Below are 14,043 nucleotides of genomic sequence, written 5' to 3'. Positions count from 1 at the left end.
CCGACGTCCCGGAAGGACCCTCCGTTGACCCAGCTCCACCACGCTCCCGACGCCGCAGCCACGGTCGAGCCGCCCGGCACCGACCGCGTCGACGAGCTCGTGGCCCGGATGACGCTGACCGAGAAGCTCGCCCAGGTCGTCGGCTACTGGGACAAGGACGACGGCGAGACCGTCGCCCCGATGCAGGGCTCGTTCGCGGCGACGTCCGGGCTCGACGAGGCGTCCGTCGACGGGCTCGGGCACCTGACCCGCGTCTACGGGACGCGACCGTACGAGCCGCAGGAGCGGTCGCGGTGGCTGTGGGAGCGGCAGCGGCGGTTCGTCACCGAGACCCGCCTGGGCATCCCCGCGCTGGTGCACGAGGAGTGCCTGACCGGGCTCGCCGCCTGGCGCGCGGCGACGTTCCCGACCCCGCTCGCCTGGGGCGCGTCGTTCGACCCCGAGCTGGTCGACGCCGTGGGCGAGGCGATCGGCACCTCCATGCGGGCCCTCGGCATCCACCAGGGCCTGGCCCCGGTGCTCGACGTCGTCCGCGACCCGCGCTGGGGACGGGTCGAGGAGTGCGTCGGCGAGGACCCGTACCTCGTCGGGACGATCGGCACGTCGTACGTCCGCGGCCTGCAGCGCGCCGGCGTGCACGCGACGCTCAAGCACTTCGTCGGCTACTCGGCCTCGCAGTCGGGACGCAACTTCGGCCCGGTGCACGCCGGGCCGCGCGAGCTGCGCGACGTCTTCATGCCCCCGTTCGAGATGGCGCTGCTCGACGGCGGCGCGCGCTCGGTGATGCACGCCTACACCGAGATCGACGGCGTCCCCGTCGCAGCGGACGCCGGCCTGCTCACCGACGTGCTGCGGGGCGAGTGGGGCTTCGACGGCACCGTGGTCGCCGACTACTTCGGCGTCGCCTTCCTGCACCTGCTGCACGGGGTCGCCACCGACCTCGGCGAGGCGGCGGGCCTGGCACTGGCGGCGGGGATCGACGTCGAGCTGCCCACGGGCGAGGCCTATCTCGCCCCGCTCGCGGAGGCCGTGCGCTCGGGTGCGGTCGACGAGGCGCTCGTCGACCGCGCGGTGCGACGGGCGCTGCGGCAGAAGGAGGAGCTCGGTCTGCTCGACGAGACCTTCGAGGGCGAGCCGCCGCCCGCGCCCGACCTGGACTCCCCCGAGCACCGGGCGCTGGCGCTCCGCCTCGCGGAGGAGTCGGTCGTGCTGCTCACCAACGACGGCACGCTCCCCCTGCAGCGCCCCGGCCGGGTCGCCGTCGTCGGCCCGAACGCCGACCGGCTCGAGGCGATGTTCGGCTGCTACTCGTTCGTCAACCACGTCATCCCGAACCACCCCGGCACCGAGCCGGGCATCGAGGTGCCGACGCTCCTGGCCGCGCTGGGTGCCGAGCTGCCCGGTGCCGAGCTGGTGCACGCCGAGGGCTGCGACGTCGACACCGACGACACCTCGCGGATCGCCGCCGCGGTCGAGGCGGCCGCCGGCGCCGACGTCGCCGTGGTCGTCGTGGGCGACCACGCCGGGCTCTTCGGGCGCGGGACGGTCGGTGAGGGGTGCGACCGCGACGACCTCGAGCTGCCCGGCGTGCAGCGCCGCCTGGTCGAGGAGGTGCTCGGCACGGGCACCCCGGTCGTGCTGGTGCTCCTCGCCGGGCGGCCCTACGCCGTGGGGTGGGCGCTCGAGCGCTGCGCGGCCGTGGTGCAGGCGTTCTTCCCCGGCGAGGAGGGCGGCCCGGCCGTCGCCGGCGTCCTGTCGGGGCGGGTGAACCCGTCCGGGCGGCTCCCGGTCAGCATCCCGAGACCGGCCGGCGCGCAGCCGTACTCGTACCTGCACCCGCCGCTCGGTGGCGACGGCGAGGTGACCAACCTCAGCAGCGCGGCGGCCCTGCCCTTCGGGCACGGCCTGTCGTACACCACGTTCGAGCACGGCCCGGTCGAGGTCCTCGACGCCCGCACCGCGACGGGTCTCGTCGTCGAGGTCGCCGTCACGAACACCGGCGAGCGCGCCGGTGCCGAGGTGGTGCAGCTCTACGGGCGCGATGTGCACGCCAGCGTGACGCGTCCGGTGGCCCAGCTGCTCGGGTACCACCGGCTCGAGCTCGAGCCCGGTGCCACCGCGACCGTCCGGCTCACCGTGCCGCCCGCCCGCCTGGCGTTCACCGGCCGCAACCGGCGTCGCGTGGTGGAGCCCGGTGAGCTGCGGCTGTGGACCGGCACGCCGGCCGACGCCGGCCGCGCGACGGCCACCGAGCTGGTCGGGTCCGTGCGCGAGGTGACCGTCGCCGACGAGCGGTGGACCCGCGTGGGGTGATCAGAGCGGGCGGCAGGAGCCCCGCTCGACCATCGTCGTCGGCAGCCGCACGTGGGTGGGGCCGGTGTCGGTGCCCTCCAGCGCGGCCACCAGCATCCGCAGCGCCGTCGCGCCGATCTCGCGCAGCGGCTGCGAGATCGTCGTGAGCGGAGGCGTCGCCAGCACCGACTCCGGCACGTTGTCGAACCCGATGACCGACACGTCGCCCGGCACGTCGAGCCCGAGGGAGCGCGCGACCTCCATCGTGCGGATGGCGGTGAGGTCGTTCGCGGCGAACACCGCGGTGGGCCGGTCGTCGCGGTCGAGCAGCGCCCGGGCAGGCGCCTCGGCCGACTCGGCGCGGTACCCGCCCACCACGACCAGCGACTCGTCGACCTCGACGCCGGCCGCCGCCATGGCGTCACGGAAACCGTTCTCGCGCAGGCGTGCCGACTCGAGGTCGGGACGACCGCCGAGGAACCCGATGCGCCGGTGGCCGAGCTGCAGCAGGTACTCCGTCGCCGTCGTCGCACCCGCGTGGTTGTCGGACTCGACGGTCGGGAAGCCGGCCGGGCCGGTGTGCGGGTCGACCGCCACGACCGGCACGTCGCCGCTGCGGGTGTCGACGACCGTGGGCGTCACCACGATCGCGCCGTCGATCACCGAGCCGCCGAGGCGCACGAGCGAGCGCCGCTCCCAGCCGACGTGCCCCCCGTGGTGGCGACCCGCGTAGGCGATCAGCTCGTACTGCGTGTCGGCGATGGCGTCCGAGACGCCCTTGAGCAGCTCGGTGCTGAACGGCTCGAACTCGGCGACGAGGACGCCGATCACGTTGGTGCGCAGGCTGCGCAGGCTACGCGCGCCGAGGCTCGCCTCGTAGCCGAGCTCGTCGATGACGGCGTGCACCTTGTCGAGCGTCGCCTGCGCCACGCCGTAGCGTCCGTTCACGACCTTGGAGACCGTCGCGACCGAGACGCCGGCCTCCCGCGCGACGTCAGCCATCTTCACGCGTCCGGCCGGTTCCACGGGCGCGATCCTAGCCGCGCGGCCCGACCGATGAGTCCAGCGCGACCGGCGGGTCCACCTCGCAGCAAGGCCGTCCTGCACGATCACCATGAACAGAGGAGCCCCCGTGACCGCCACCTACACGTTCGACGTCTACGCCACCGTCGACGGCTTCGGGTCCTACGGCCCGGACGGGGACTGGGGTGGCTACTGGGGCACGCAGGGCCCGGAGCTGCTCGAGCACCGCGCCGCCCGGCTGCGCGAACCGCAGCGGATGGTGCTCGGCGGCACCACCTTCCGTGAGTTCGTGCAGATGCTGCCGGCGGGCACCGTCGAGCGGATGACCGACGACCCGCTGCCCGGCCTGATGCGCGGCATGCCGACCACGATCGTGTCGAGCACGCTCGAGGGACCGTTCGACTGGCCCGACGCGACCGTCGTGGCCGGGGACGCGGTCGAGGTCGTCGCCCGGCTCAAGGAGGAGTCGGAGGTGCCGCTGCGCTCGCACGGCAGCCTGAGCCTGAACCGGGCGCTCCTGGCGGCGGGGCTCGTCGACGTCGTGCAGCTCACCGTCTTCCCCGTCCTGAGCGGGCGCACCGGGACCGCCCCGGTCTTCGCCGGTGCCGACGACTTCGACCTCGAGCTGCTCGGCAGCACCACGTTCGACGGTCGGGTGCAGGAGCTGCTCTACCGGCCGAGCCTGCACCGCTGACCCCCGCCGGCCGGTCGCGGGCGGGTCAGCCGGACGCGGCCCACCCGGTGACCGACTCCACCCGCAGCGCCATGACCCGCGCGAACGGCCGGTCGGCGTACTGGGGCACCGTGGTCGACAGCCGGGCCGCGAGCCGCTCCAGCACCTCGTCCGGGGCGTCGGCCACCAGCCGCAGCCGGGCCCGCACCCACCACAGCCGCGACCAGTCGTCGGGGTCCCAGTGCTCGACCAGCAGGGTCGCGCGGGGGTCGGCCTCGAGGTTGCGCTCGCGCTGCAGCGGGCCGGACGCCTTCGGCTTCACCGTGTCGACGGGGACGCCGACCCACCCGTCGTCGTCGGCGGCGAAGATGCACGGGACGGCGTCGACGCCCGCTCCGTCGTGCAGCGTGCAGAAGACACCGTGCACGTTCGCGGTCAGCCGCCGCGTGGCCTCGGCCGGGTCGAGCCTCACCGCCGCGCGCCCGGGGTCGCGGCCGGGAGCGTCAGCCGGGCGGTCGTGCCGCGCCCGGCCTCGCTGGTGAGGTGCAGCACGCCCTGCATCGCCTCGGTGAGCGCCCGCGCCACGACGAGGCCGAGACCGCTGCCTGCCGTGGGCGGCTCGTGCACCTCGTCCAGGCCGAGGCGGTCGAACGGCCGGAACAGCCGGTCGAGCCGGTCGGCGGCGATGCCCGGTCCGTCGTCGTGCACCTCGATCCGCACCCGGTCGCCGTCCGGCACCGAGGTGAGTCGCACGGTGCCGCCGGTCCGGCCGTGCCGGATGCCGTTGGCCACCAGGTTGATGAGCACCTGCAGCAGCCGCCGCCGGTCGGCCACCACCTGGTCGTCGCTCGGCACCGCGGTCAGGTGCACCCCGGCACGGCCGGCCAGCGGTGCCAGCAGGTGCGTCACCTCGTCGACGGCCTCGCCGACGTCGACGGTCTCGGCCACGAGCGGCAGCATCCGGGCGTCGAGGCGCGCCAGGTCGAGCACGTCGTCGACCAGCGCGAGCAGGTGGTCGGCGGCGGCGGTGATGTGCTGGAGCGCCTCGTCGCGACGCTCGCCGCTCAGCTCGAGCGTGCCCATCAGCTCGGTGAACCCGGTGATCGCCTGCAGCGGCGTGCGCATCTCGTGGCTGACCCCGGTGAAGAAGTCGGACGTCGCGCGGGCGTGCCGCTCGGCCGTGGTGCGGGCGACCTCGGCCTCGAGCCGGGCGCGCCGCTCCTGCTGCAGGCGGGAGTGCTCGACGGCCACCGAGGCGAGGTAGGTCAGCCGGTCGACCAGGCGGGCCTCCCGCTCGTCCGGTCGGTGCGGGTACGGGTGGTAGACGGCGAACGTGCCGACGGTCTGCGCGGTCCGGCCGCGGATCGGCGTCGACCAGCACGAGCGCAGGCCGCTGGCGCGCGCGAGGTGGCGGAACGGCTCCCAGCGCGCGTCCGACTCGATGTCCTCGGCCACCACGACCTCGCCCGACCAGGCCGCCGTCCCGCACGACCCCGCGGACGGGCCGGCCTGCAGCCCGTCGATCGCCGCCAGGTACGACGCCGGCAGGCTCGGCGCCGAGCCGTGCCGCAGGGTGCGGGCGTCGTCGTCGAGCAGCAGCACCGAGCAGCGGCTGTCGGGGATGAGCCCCTCGAGGTCGGCGGTGATGCGCCCGAGCAGCTCGTCCAGCCCCGCGCCGCCGGCCATCAGCTCGAGCACGCGGGTGTGGCAGGCGAGCAGCTCGTCGGTGTCGCGCTGCGACGACAGGGCGACCGGCCCGGTCACGACGGGTCCAGCTGGTAGCCGACGCCCCGCACGGTGCGCAGCACCGTCGGTCGGGCCGGGTCGACCTCGAGCTTGTGGCGGAGCCGGTGCACGTGCTCGGTCACCGTCGCCTCGCCCTGCCACCCCGAGCCCGACTGCCAGACCCGCTGCAGCAGCTGGGCACGGGTGAAGACGCGACGCGGGTGGGCGGCCAGGAAGGCGAGCAGGTCGAACTCGCGTGCCGTCAGCGTCACCGGCTCGCCGTCGGCCAGCACCTCGCGGCTGGCCGGGTCGATGCGCAGGCGTCCCGCCGTCAGGCCGCTCCCGGCGACGTCGGTGCCCGAGCGCCGCAGCACCGAGCGCACCCGCGCCGCGAGCTCGCCGGGCGAGAACGGCTTGACCAGGTAGTCGTCGGCGCCCTGGTCGAGGCCGACGATCCGGTCGGTCTCGCCGCTGCGCCCGGACAGCACGATGACGGGCAGGTCGGCCGAGGCCGGGGTGCGTCCCTCGCGGACGGTGCGCAGGACGTCGAGCCCGGCGACCACCGGGAGCGACAGGTCGAGGACCACGAGGTCCGGCGCGTGCTGCTCCAGCCCCGCGAGCGCCTGCTCGCCGTCGCCCGCCTGCACCACCGCGTAGCCCGCGGCCTCCAGCTGCCACGACACGACCGTGCGGACGGCCTCGTCGTCGTCGACGACGAGCACCTTCGGCTGCGCGGCTGCGACCACGACGTCACCACCTCCGGGGCCATCGTGCTGCGCCCGACCCGCCCGCGTCATCCCCCGGCCGGGTCGTCCCGGTGCGTGCCGGGGTCGTTGTGCGGCCGTTGAGGCGACGTTGGCCCCCCGGTGCCGCGCCGTCGGCACCCTGGGCGGGTGAACGTCGCGACCTGGGTCGAGCGGCACGGACGCCGCCTCGGTGACGCGCCCGCCGTGGCCGAGGGCGAGCGCGTGCACGCGACCTGGCGCGACCTCGCCGGACGGGTGGCCGGGGCCGCCGGCGGGTTCCGCGACCAGCTGGGCCTCGTGCCCGGCGACCGGGTCGCGCTGGTCATGCGCAACCGGCCGCAGTACCTCGAGGCGCTCTGGGCGGCCTGGCACGCGGGCCTGGTCACCGTCCCCGTCAACGCCCGGCTGCACCGCGACGAGATCGCCTTCGTGCTCGAGGACAGCGGCGCCTCGGTCGTGGTGACCGACGACGAGCACGCCGCCGACGTCGAGGCCCTGCTCGGGCAGGTCGGGACGCTGCGGTCGGTGGTCGTGGCGCCGGGTCCGGGGTGGGACCGGCTGCTGGACGCCGCCCCGGTCGTTCTCGTCGACCGCGCCGGCACCGACCCGGCGTGGCTCTTCTACACCAGCGGCACGACCGGCCGCCCGAAGGGCGCCACCCTCACCCACCGCAACCTGCTGCTGGCCTCGCTCAGCTACTTCGCCGACATCGACCCGGTGTCGCACCGCGACTGCATGGTGCACGTGACGCCGCTGTCGCACGGGTCCGGCCTGTACGGGCTGCCGCACGTGGCGCGCGGCGCCCTGAGCGTCGTCCCCGAGTCGGGCGGCGCCGACCCCGGCGAGCTCGTGCACCTGCTCGGACGCTGGTCGGGAGCGGCGCTGTTCGCCCCACCGACCCTGGTGCGCCGGCTGGTCGCCGACCCGGCGGTCCGGGCGGCGGACCTGTCGGGGCTGAGAACGGTCGTGTACGGCGGCGCCCCGATGTACCTCGCCGACCTCGAGGACGCGCTCGAGGTGCTCGGTCCGCGGCTGGCGCAGATCTACGGCCAGGGCGAGACGCCGATGACGATCACCGCGCTGTCCAAGGCCGACCACGCCGACCGCGACCACCCGCGGTGGCGGGAGCGGGTGCAGGGGGTCGGCTTCCCCCGCACCGACGTCGAGGTGCGGGTGGTCGACCCCGACGACAGACCGGTCGGCCCGGACGAGCCGGGCGAGGTCGTCGTACGGGGCGACGTCGTCATGGCCGGCTACTGGGGGCGCCCGGACGCCACCGCCGAGACGCTGCGCGGCGGGTGGCTGCACACCGGCGACGTCGGCAGCCTCGACGCCGACGGGTACCTCACGCTGCGCGACCGGTCCAAGGACCTCGTCATCACCGGCGGGCTCAACGTGTACCCGCGCGAGGTCGAGGAGGCGCTGCTGCAGCACCCGGGCGTGCGGGCGGCGGCGGTCGTCGGGCGTCCCGACCCCGAGTGGGGCGAGGCCGTGGTCGCGTTCGTCGTGGCCGACGACCCGTCGGCACCACCGACCACCGACGAGCTCGACCGCGCCTGCCTCGACCGGATCGCGCGGTTCAAGCGCCCGAAGGACTACCGGTTCGTCGACGCCCTCCCGGTCAACGGCTACGGCAAGGTCCTCAGGCGCGAGCTGCGTGCACGCCTGCAGGACGGGACCGAGACCTGAACCACCGCAACCGATCCCGCACCCAACCAGGAAGGTCGTCCCCCGCATGAAGCTCGCCCTGTACCTGCCCAACTTCCGCGACAAGGTGACCGTGCAGGAGCTCGCCGACCTGACGGACCTGGCCGAGGAGCTCGACTTCGACTCGGTCTGGACGCTCGACCGCATCGTGGTGCCCGAGGCGTCCGACCGCGGCGAGCTGCAGTACTCGTTCGGGATGATGGACGAGTTCCCGAAGCAGCTGCCGGTCTCCTCGCGCGGCGAGTGGCTGCAGGGGTGGCCGCTGCTGCCGTGGATGGCGGCCCGCACCTCGAAGGTGCGCATCGGCATGAGCATCACCGACACCCCGTACCGCGCGCCGGGCGTGCTCGCCGCGGAGTGCGCGACCATCGACCACCTCTCGAACGGCCGGCTCAACGTCGGGGTCGGCTCGGGCTGGATGCCCGAGGAGTTCGCCGCGTCGAGCGCCACCCACCTGTTCCCGCGGCGGCACGCGCACGTGCGGGAGACGCTCGAGATCATGCAGGGCATCTGGACCAACGAGGTGTTCGAGTACCACGGCGAGTTCGCCGACTTCGACCCCTGCGGCTTCGGCGCCAAGCCGGTGCAGGACCCGCTGCCCATCTACTTCAGCGGGCTCAAGGACCCCCGACGGTCCGCGCTGCGGGTGGCGAAGTACGGCTGCAAGGGGTGGATCGGCATCCAGGACAGCCCGGAGGCGATCGCGAGGTGGCGGTCGGCGATCGCGGAGGAGCTCGACAAGCTCGACACGCCGCGCTCGATCGACGACCTCGAGATGTGCTCGATGATCTGGTTCGTCATCACCGACGAGAAGACCGACCAGACCGACCTCGGCAAGGGCACGAACCTGCTCGCCGGCACCGCCGACCAGATCACCGAGATGCTGAAGCGCTACCAGGAGGCGGGGATGTCGATGCCGCTGCTGTGGCCGCCGTTCGCCGACGTGCCGGTGTCGAAGACGCTCGACGACCTCAAGCGGTTGAAGAACGACATCATGCCGAAGGTCGACGCCGCCGCCTGACCCGTGAGCTCCCCGGCCCCCTCCTCGGCACCGGCCGGCCTGCCCCTGCTGGGGTTCGGCCTGCCGGTGTCGGGGGGCTGGGCGACGCCCGACACGCTGCGGCACGTGGCGTCGCGCGCCGACGCGCTCGGCTGGGCGTCGGTCTGGACGTTCCAGCGGGTGCTGCACCCGGTCGCCGCCGACCTGCCGCCCACGCACCGCTCGGTGCAGGACCCGCTGGTGCCGCTCGCGTTCGCCGCCGCGGTCACCGAGCGGGTCCGGCTCGGGACGGCGACCGTCTGCGCCCTGCTCACCTCGCCGGTGCTGCTCGCCAAGCAGCTCGCGACGCTCGACGTGCTGAGCCGCGGACGTCTCACCGTCGGGCTCGGGACCGGCTGGCTGCCCGAGGAGTTCGCCGCGACGGGTCTGCCGCTCTCGGGGCGCGGCGAGCGGATGGACGAGTTCCTGCGCTGCCTGGTCGCGCTCTGGACGACGGACCCCGTGGCGTTCGACGGGCGGCACTGGCGGGTGCCGTCGTCGTCGTCGCTGCCGCACCCGGTGCAGCGACCGCACCCGCCGGTGCTGGTCGGCGGGACGTCCGCCGCCGCCCAGCGGCGCGCCGGGCGGCTCGCCCAGGGCTGGGTCGCGGCGAGCACGCACGACCTCGAGGCCGTCCGGGCCGGTGCGCAGGTGGTGCGGTCGTCGGCGGAAGCGGCCGGCCGCGACCCCGACGCCGTGCAGGTGCTCGTCCGCCGGGTCGTCGACCTGCTCGACCGGCCGCCGCCCGGTGCGAGGCCGCCGTTCCGCGGGACGCGGGAGCAGGTGCGCGACGACCTCGCTGCGCTGCGGACCGCGGGCGCCACCGAGGTGCTGCTCGACCTCAACCTGCACCCGGACGTCGGCGACCCGGACGCCGACCCCGCTGCCGCGCTGGCTCGCGCCGACGAGGTGCTCGAGGCGTTCGCCCCGGGGCCCGGCTGACGGCGCTCAGTCGCGGCCGGCGCGGCGTCGGGCCCGCAGGGCAGCCGCCAGCGCCAGCACCGCGCCGACCCCGACGAACAGCGAGCCGCGGGCCCAGACCTCGCCCTCGACCTGGGTCATCAGCAGCACGCACGAGGCCAGCCCGAGCACCGGGACGACCGCCGGCACCCGGAAGGCGTCCTCGTGGCCGGGCCGGCGGCGCAGCACGAGCACGGCCGCGTTGACGGCGACGAAGACGACGAGCAGGAGCAGCACGAGGGTGGCGGCCAGCGACGCCACCGTCCCGGTCAGCGCGAGCAGCAGCGACAGCAGCGTCGTCGCGACGATGGCGACCCAGGGCGTACGACGTCCGGGCAGCACCCGCCCGAGCACCGAGGGGAGCAGGCCGTCGCGGGCCATGCCGTACGCCAGCCGCGACGACATGATCCCGGTGAGCAGGGCGCCGTTGGCGACCGCGACGAGCGCGATCAGCGCGAACACCCAGCCGGGCACGCCGCCGGCCGCCTCGACCACCTCGAGCAGCGGCCCGGACGAGCCGGCCAGCTGCTCGGTGGGCACCACCGCGGACGCCACGACGCCGACCGCGACGTAGACGGCCCCGGCCACCAGCAGCGCCCCGAACAGCGCCCGCGGGTACGAGCGGCGGGCGTCACGCACCTCCTCGGCCAGGTTCACCGACGTCTCGAAGCCGACGAAGGAGTAGAACGCGAGCACCGAGCCGGCGAGCACGGCCGCGGCCGGCCCTGCCTCGGGCGTGCCCACCGTCGTCAGCCGGCCGACGTCGCCGTCCCCGCGGGCGAGCACCACCACGCCGAGCACGACGACGAGCACGAGGCCGCCGACCTCGATCAGCGTCGCGACGACGTTGGCGCGCAACGACTCCTTGATCCCCCGGGCGTTGATCGCCGCCAGCACGAGCAGGAACACCGCCGCCACGAGCGGCACCGGCAGCTCGACCAGCGCGCCGAGGTAGTCGCCCGCGAACCCGAGCGACAGTGCCGCCACCGACACCACGCCGGCCGCGAGCATGCAGAAGCCGACGAGGAAGCCGACGAACGGGCCGAATGCGAGGGTGCTGTAGTGCGAGGCACCGCCGGCGCTGCGGAACCGGGTCGCCAGCTCCGCGTACGAGCCCGCGGTGAGCAGCGCCAGGCCGAGCGCGACCGCCAGCGGCAGCCACACCGCTCCACCGCTGGAGCCGGCGACCTCGCCGACGAGCACGTAGACGCCGGCGCCGAGCACGTCGCCGAGGATGAACAGGAACAGCAGGCCGGTCGTCACCTCACGGGCGAGGGACGGGGTCTGCTGCCGGTCGGTCGTGGAGGTGCTCACGACCTGACCCGCTACCCCGCTGTGACGGGTCCACGCCTGCGGCCGTCAGGAGGCGCTGGCGCCCTCGGGGGCGAAGGCGCAGAACTCGTTGCCCTCGGGATCGGCCATCACGGTCCAGTGCACGTCGCCGTCGGGACGGCGCAGCACGCGCGCACCGGCCGCGACCAGGGCGTCGACGCCGTCGTCGTGGAGCAGCTGCACGTCCCAGTGCACGCGGTTCTTCACCCGCTTGGGCTCCGGCACGTCCTGGAACACCAGCAGGAACGGCAGGCCGGGCACGTCCTCGAGCGAGCAGCCGTCGTCCCCGGCCGGGGTGGCGCCGAGGACCTCGGCCCACCAGGCGCAGCTCGCCCGTGCGTCGGCGGCGTCGACCACGACCTCGTACAGCCGGTAGGCAGGGACCGGGTCGCGCACGAAGACGCACAGCTCGTTCCCCTCGGGGTCGGCGAGCACCGTCCAGGACTCGTCGTCGCGGTCGGCGAGCACGCGGGTTCCCGCCACGGCCTGCGAGGACGCCCAGACGTCGAGGTGCACCCGGGCCTTGACCTGCGGAGCCTCCTGCACCCGGTTCAGCCAGACGGTGTGCTGCGGCGTCGGACCGTCGAGCCGGACGACCTCCGGCCAGCGCGCACCCTCGACGAGGCCGAGCGCCCCGGTCCAGAACGCTGCCATCCGGTCGGTGTCGACGACGTCGACGCACAGGTCCTGGTAGCGAGCGAGGGTCACGAGCCGCCCGTCGAGCGCGCCTCGAGGGCGTCGAGGTCGCGCACCGCGTACCGGTGGTGCTCCCACTCCTCCTCGAGGATCGTGTGGACGCACGACAGCACGCTCTCGGGGTACTGCGGCGCCCAGGGGTTGGCGCGCTCGTCGGCCAGCTCCTCCGGCGTCACGTCGGCGAGGAAGGTGCGCACCCGGGCCACCCGGTCGGCGCGTGCCTCGAGGACGTCGTCGAACGCCGGGGTGCCGGGGGTGAACAGCGACAGGTCGAGGCCGTCGCGCTCGGCGCCCGCATTCGCGTGGCCCAGCGGGTGGTAGGGCTGCTCGAGCCGCAGCACCGCCTTGCCGAGCCAGGTGTCGGTGGCCATCACCAGGTGCCGCAGGGTCTGCGAGAACGACCACTCGCCGTCGACGGACTCGTCGACCGTGCCCGCCGGCATCGCCTGCGCGCGCTCGACGGTGGCGGCCCAGGTGCGCTGCAGCGCCTCCCACGCCTCCTGCAGGCCGGGCGGGTCGACGGCTCGCCGCCGCGAGCGTCCGGGGAACCGCTTGTCGAGCTCGGCGTCGACGAAGGGCACGACGTCGACCCCGTTGACCCACAGGGGGCCTCCGGACTCGACCAGCCAGGGCGAGTCGATCTCGGCCCCGCCGACGTCGCTACCGCGGACGACGACACCGGACAGGTCGCACGCGGTGAAGTGCGCGCCGGTGAGGTCGGAACGGTGGAACCTGGCGTGCTGCAGCTCGGCCTGGGTGAACTCGGTCATGGGCAGAACCTAGCGACGGGGACCGACAGCGCGGTGGGTCCGACGCTCAGCCCCCGAGCGCCGCGACGACCTGCTCGGTGGCGCGCGCGACGGCGACGTCGAGCCGCTCGTCCCGCTGCCCGTCGCGCGAGGTGAGCACCGCCAGCACGACCGGGTCGCGCCCGGGCGGGCGCACGACCGCGATGTCGTTGCGGGTGCCGTAGGAGCCGGCCCCGGTCTTGTCGGCGACGACCCAGCCCGCCGGCACCCCGGCCCGGACGAGGTCCGTGCCCGTGCTGCTCGCGCGCATCCAGCCCTCCAGCTCGTCGCGGTCGGCGGGGTCGAGCACGTCGCCCAGCAGGTACGTGCGCAGCGTCGTGGCGAGCTGGCGCGGGGTGGAGGTGTCGCGGTCGTCGCCCGGTACCGCGGTGTTGAGCTCGGGCTCGGTGCGGACCGGCAGCGTCACCTCGTCGCCGACGGCACGCAGCCGCTCGGCGAAGCCGGCCGGTCCACCCAGGTGCTCCAGCAGCAGGTTGCCGGCGGTGTTGTCGCTGTGGGTGGTCGCGGCGGCGGCCGCCTCGCGCAGCGTGAGGCCCCGCCCGAGGTTGGCCTCCGCCACCGGGGCGTACGCCCGGAGGTCCTCGGGTCCGTACTGCAGCAGGGTGTCCAGCTCCGCGTCGTCCGCCTCGGCCAGGACGGCGGCGGCGGCGAGCGCCTTGAACGTCGAGGCGTAGGCGAACCGCTCGTCGGCGCGGTGGGTGAGCACCTGCCCGGTGCCGGTGTCGAGCGCGTACACCCCGATCCGCACGTCCAGCTCGGCCTCGAGCGCCGCCAGGTCGAGCGCCTGCTCCGCCGGGGCCGAGCTCGGGGACGTGCTCGGGGGTGGGCTCGACGTCGTCGCCGACGCGGCGGTCGACGTCGAGGGGTCGGGGCCGTCGCCACCCCCGCACCCCACGAGCAGGACGGTGGCCAGGCCGGCGGTCAGCAGCTGCGCGCGCACGTCCCCCAGCATGCCCCGGAGCGGTTCGCAAGCCGGACATCTCGGCGCGCGCCGACGCATCGCGGACCGCACTGTGGGTAGGGAACCAGGTGCGGGTGGAC

At 74.9% G+C, this 14,043-nt stretch carries 13 protein-coding genes; 5 read left to right on the top strand and 8 right to left on the bottom strand.

What is annotated here, in order from left to right; all coding sequences use genetic code 11:
* Window positions 1-24 precede the first annotated feature (24 nt).
* The gene (locus ACYVKY_RS19775) at window positions 25-2,313 is read left to right on the top strand and encodes a glycoside hydrolase family 3 protein (protein WP_460436700.1); all 2,289 of its coding nucleotides are present in this window, start codon (window positions 25-27) and stop codon (window positions 2,311-2,313) included.
* Here ACYVKY_RS19775 and ACYVKY_RS19770 read toward each other — a convergent pair whose 3' ends face one another.
* Complete coding sequence (locus tag ACYVKY_RS19770) at window positions 2,314-3,294, bottom strand: LacI family DNA-binding transcriptional regulator (RefSeq protein ID WP_460436723.1); 981 nt, start codon at window positions 3,292-3,294, stop codon at window positions 2,314-2,316.
* 130 nt (window positions 3,295-3,424) lie between these two features.
* Here ACYVKY_RS19770 and ACYVKY_RS19765 point away from each other — a divergent pair, with 130 nt between their 5' ends.
* Window positions 3,425-4,009 (top strand): dihydrofolate reductase family protein, encoded by a 585-nt coding sequence (locus ACYVKY_RS19765; protein ID WP_460436699.1) that lies wholly within the window; start codon window positions 3,425-3,427, stop codon window positions 4,007-4,009.
* A gap of 25 nt (window positions 4,010-4,034) precedes the next feature.
* Here the strand turns inward: ACYVKY_RS19765 and ACYVKY_RS19760 are convergent, their stop codons facing one another.
* Genes ACYVKY_RS19760 through ACYVKY_RS19750 form a run of 3 tightly spaced genes read right to left on the bottom strand, consistent with a single transcriptional unit; the run spans window position 4,035 to window position 6,510 of the window.
* A complete protein-coding gene (locus ACYVKY_RS19760; RefSeq protein ID WP_460436698.1) occupies window positions 4,035-4,460 on the bottom strand; it encodes a PNPOx family protein in 426 nt (141 codons plus the stop codon).
* Entirely contained in the window at window positions 4,457-5,752 is a 1,296-nt protein-coding gene (locus tag ACYVKY_RS19755; protein ID WP_460436697.1) for a sensor histidine kinase, read from the bottom strand. The genes ACYVKY_RS19760 and ACYVKY_RS19755 overlap by 4 nt, the downstream gene beginning before the upstream one ends.
* Complete coding sequence (locus tag ACYVKY_RS19750; protein ID WP_460436696.1) at window positions 5,749-6,510, bottom strand: response regulator transcription factor; 762 nt, start codon at window positions 6,508-6,510, stop codon at window positions 5,749-5,751. Before ACYVKY_RS19750 ends, ACYVKY_RS19755 begins: the two co-directional genes overlap by 4 nt.
* Before the next feature lie 96 nt (window positions 6,511-6,606).
* Between ACYVKY_RS19750 and ACYVKY_RS19745 the strand changes: the two genes are divergently transcribed.
* Genes ACYVKY_RS19745 through ACYVKY_RS19735 form a run of 3 tightly spaced genes read left to right on the top strand, consistent with a single transcriptional unit; the run spans window position 6,607 to window position 10,147 of the window.
* A complete protein-coding gene (locus ACYVKY_RS19745) occupies window positions 6,607-8,148 on the top strand; it encodes a class I adenylate-forming enzyme family protein (protein WP_460436695.1) in 1,542 nt (513 codons plus the stop codon).
* A gap of 46 nt (window positions 8,149-8,194) precedes the next feature.
* Entirely contained in the window at window positions 8,195-9,187 is a 993-nt protein-coding gene (locus ACYVKY_RS19740; protein ID WP_460436694.1) for an LLM class flavin-dependent oxidoreductase, read from the top strand.
* 3 nt (window positions 9,188-9,190) lie between these two features.
* Window positions 9,191-10,147 carry an LLM class oxidoreductase gene (locus ACYVKY_RS19735; protein WP_460436693.1) on the top strand — a complete coding sequence of 319 codons (957 nt, stop codon included), beginning with the start codon at window positions 9,191-9,193 and terminating at the stop codon, window positions 10,145-10,147.
* 6 nt (window positions 10,148-10,153) lie between these two features.
* Here the strand turns inward: ACYVKY_RS19735 and ACYVKY_RS19730 are convergent, their stop codons facing one another.
* Genes ACYVKY_RS19730 through bla form a run of 4 tightly spaced genes read right to left on the bottom strand, consistent with a single transcriptional unit; the run spans window position 10,154 to window position 13,942 of the window.
* Window positions 10,154-11,479, bottom strand: coding sequence for an APC family permease (locus tag ACYVKY_RS19730; protein WP_460436692.1), 1,326 nt, complete (start codon window positions 11,477-11,479; stop codon window positions 10,154-10,156).
* A 45-nt stretch (window positions 11,480-11,524) separates the two neighbouring features.
* Window positions 11,525-12,205 carry a VOC family protein gene (locus ACYVKY_RS19725; protein ID WP_460436691.1) on the bottom strand — a complete coding sequence of 227 codons (681 nt, stop codon included), beginning with the start codon at window positions 12,203-12,205 and terminating at the stop codon, window positions 11,525-11,527.
* The gene (locus ACYVKY_RS19720) at window positions 12,202-12,963 is read right to left on the bottom strand and encodes a DinB family protein (RefSeq protein WP_460436690.1); all 762 of its coding nucleotides are present in this window, start codon (window positions 12,961-12,963) and stop codon (window positions 12,202-12,204) included. Before ACYVKY_RS19720 ends, ACYVKY_RS19725 begins: the two co-directional genes overlap by 4 nt.
* A 46-nt stretch (window positions 12,964-13,009) precedes the next feature.
* Window positions 13,010-13,942: a class A beta-lactamase gene (bla, locus tag ACYVKY_RS19715; protein WP_460436689.1), complete on the bottom strand. Its 933-nt coding sequence runs from the start codon at window positions 13,940-13,942 to the stop codon at window positions 13,010-13,012.
* Between the last annotated feature and the right edge of the window lie 101 nt (window positions 13,943-14,043).

It is taken from the genome of Angustibacter speluncae, assembly GCF_054777815.1.
The sequence above is the reverse complement of the archived record's forward strand: the minus strand, read 5'-3'. Positions and strand labels throughout refer to the sequence as shown.

Coding starts and splice junctions, on each gene's coding strand:
- ACYVKY_RS19770 (WP_460436723.1), bottom strand. CDS start 3,294: ATGGCTGACGTCGCGCGGGAGGCCGGCGTCTCGGTCGCGACGGTCTCC.
- ACYVKY_RS19750 (WP_460436696.1), bottom strand. CDS start 6,510: ATGACGCGGGCGGGTCGGGCGCAGCACGATGGCCCCGGAGGTGGTGAC.
- ACYVKY_RS19740 (WP_460436694.1), top strand. CDS start 8,195: ATGAAGCTCGCCCTGTACCTGCCCAACTTCCGCGACAAGGTGACCGTG.
- ACYVKY_RS19720 (WP_460436690.1), bottom strand. CDS start 12,963: ATGACCGAGTTCACCCAGGCCGAGCTGCAGCACGCCAGGTTCCACCGT.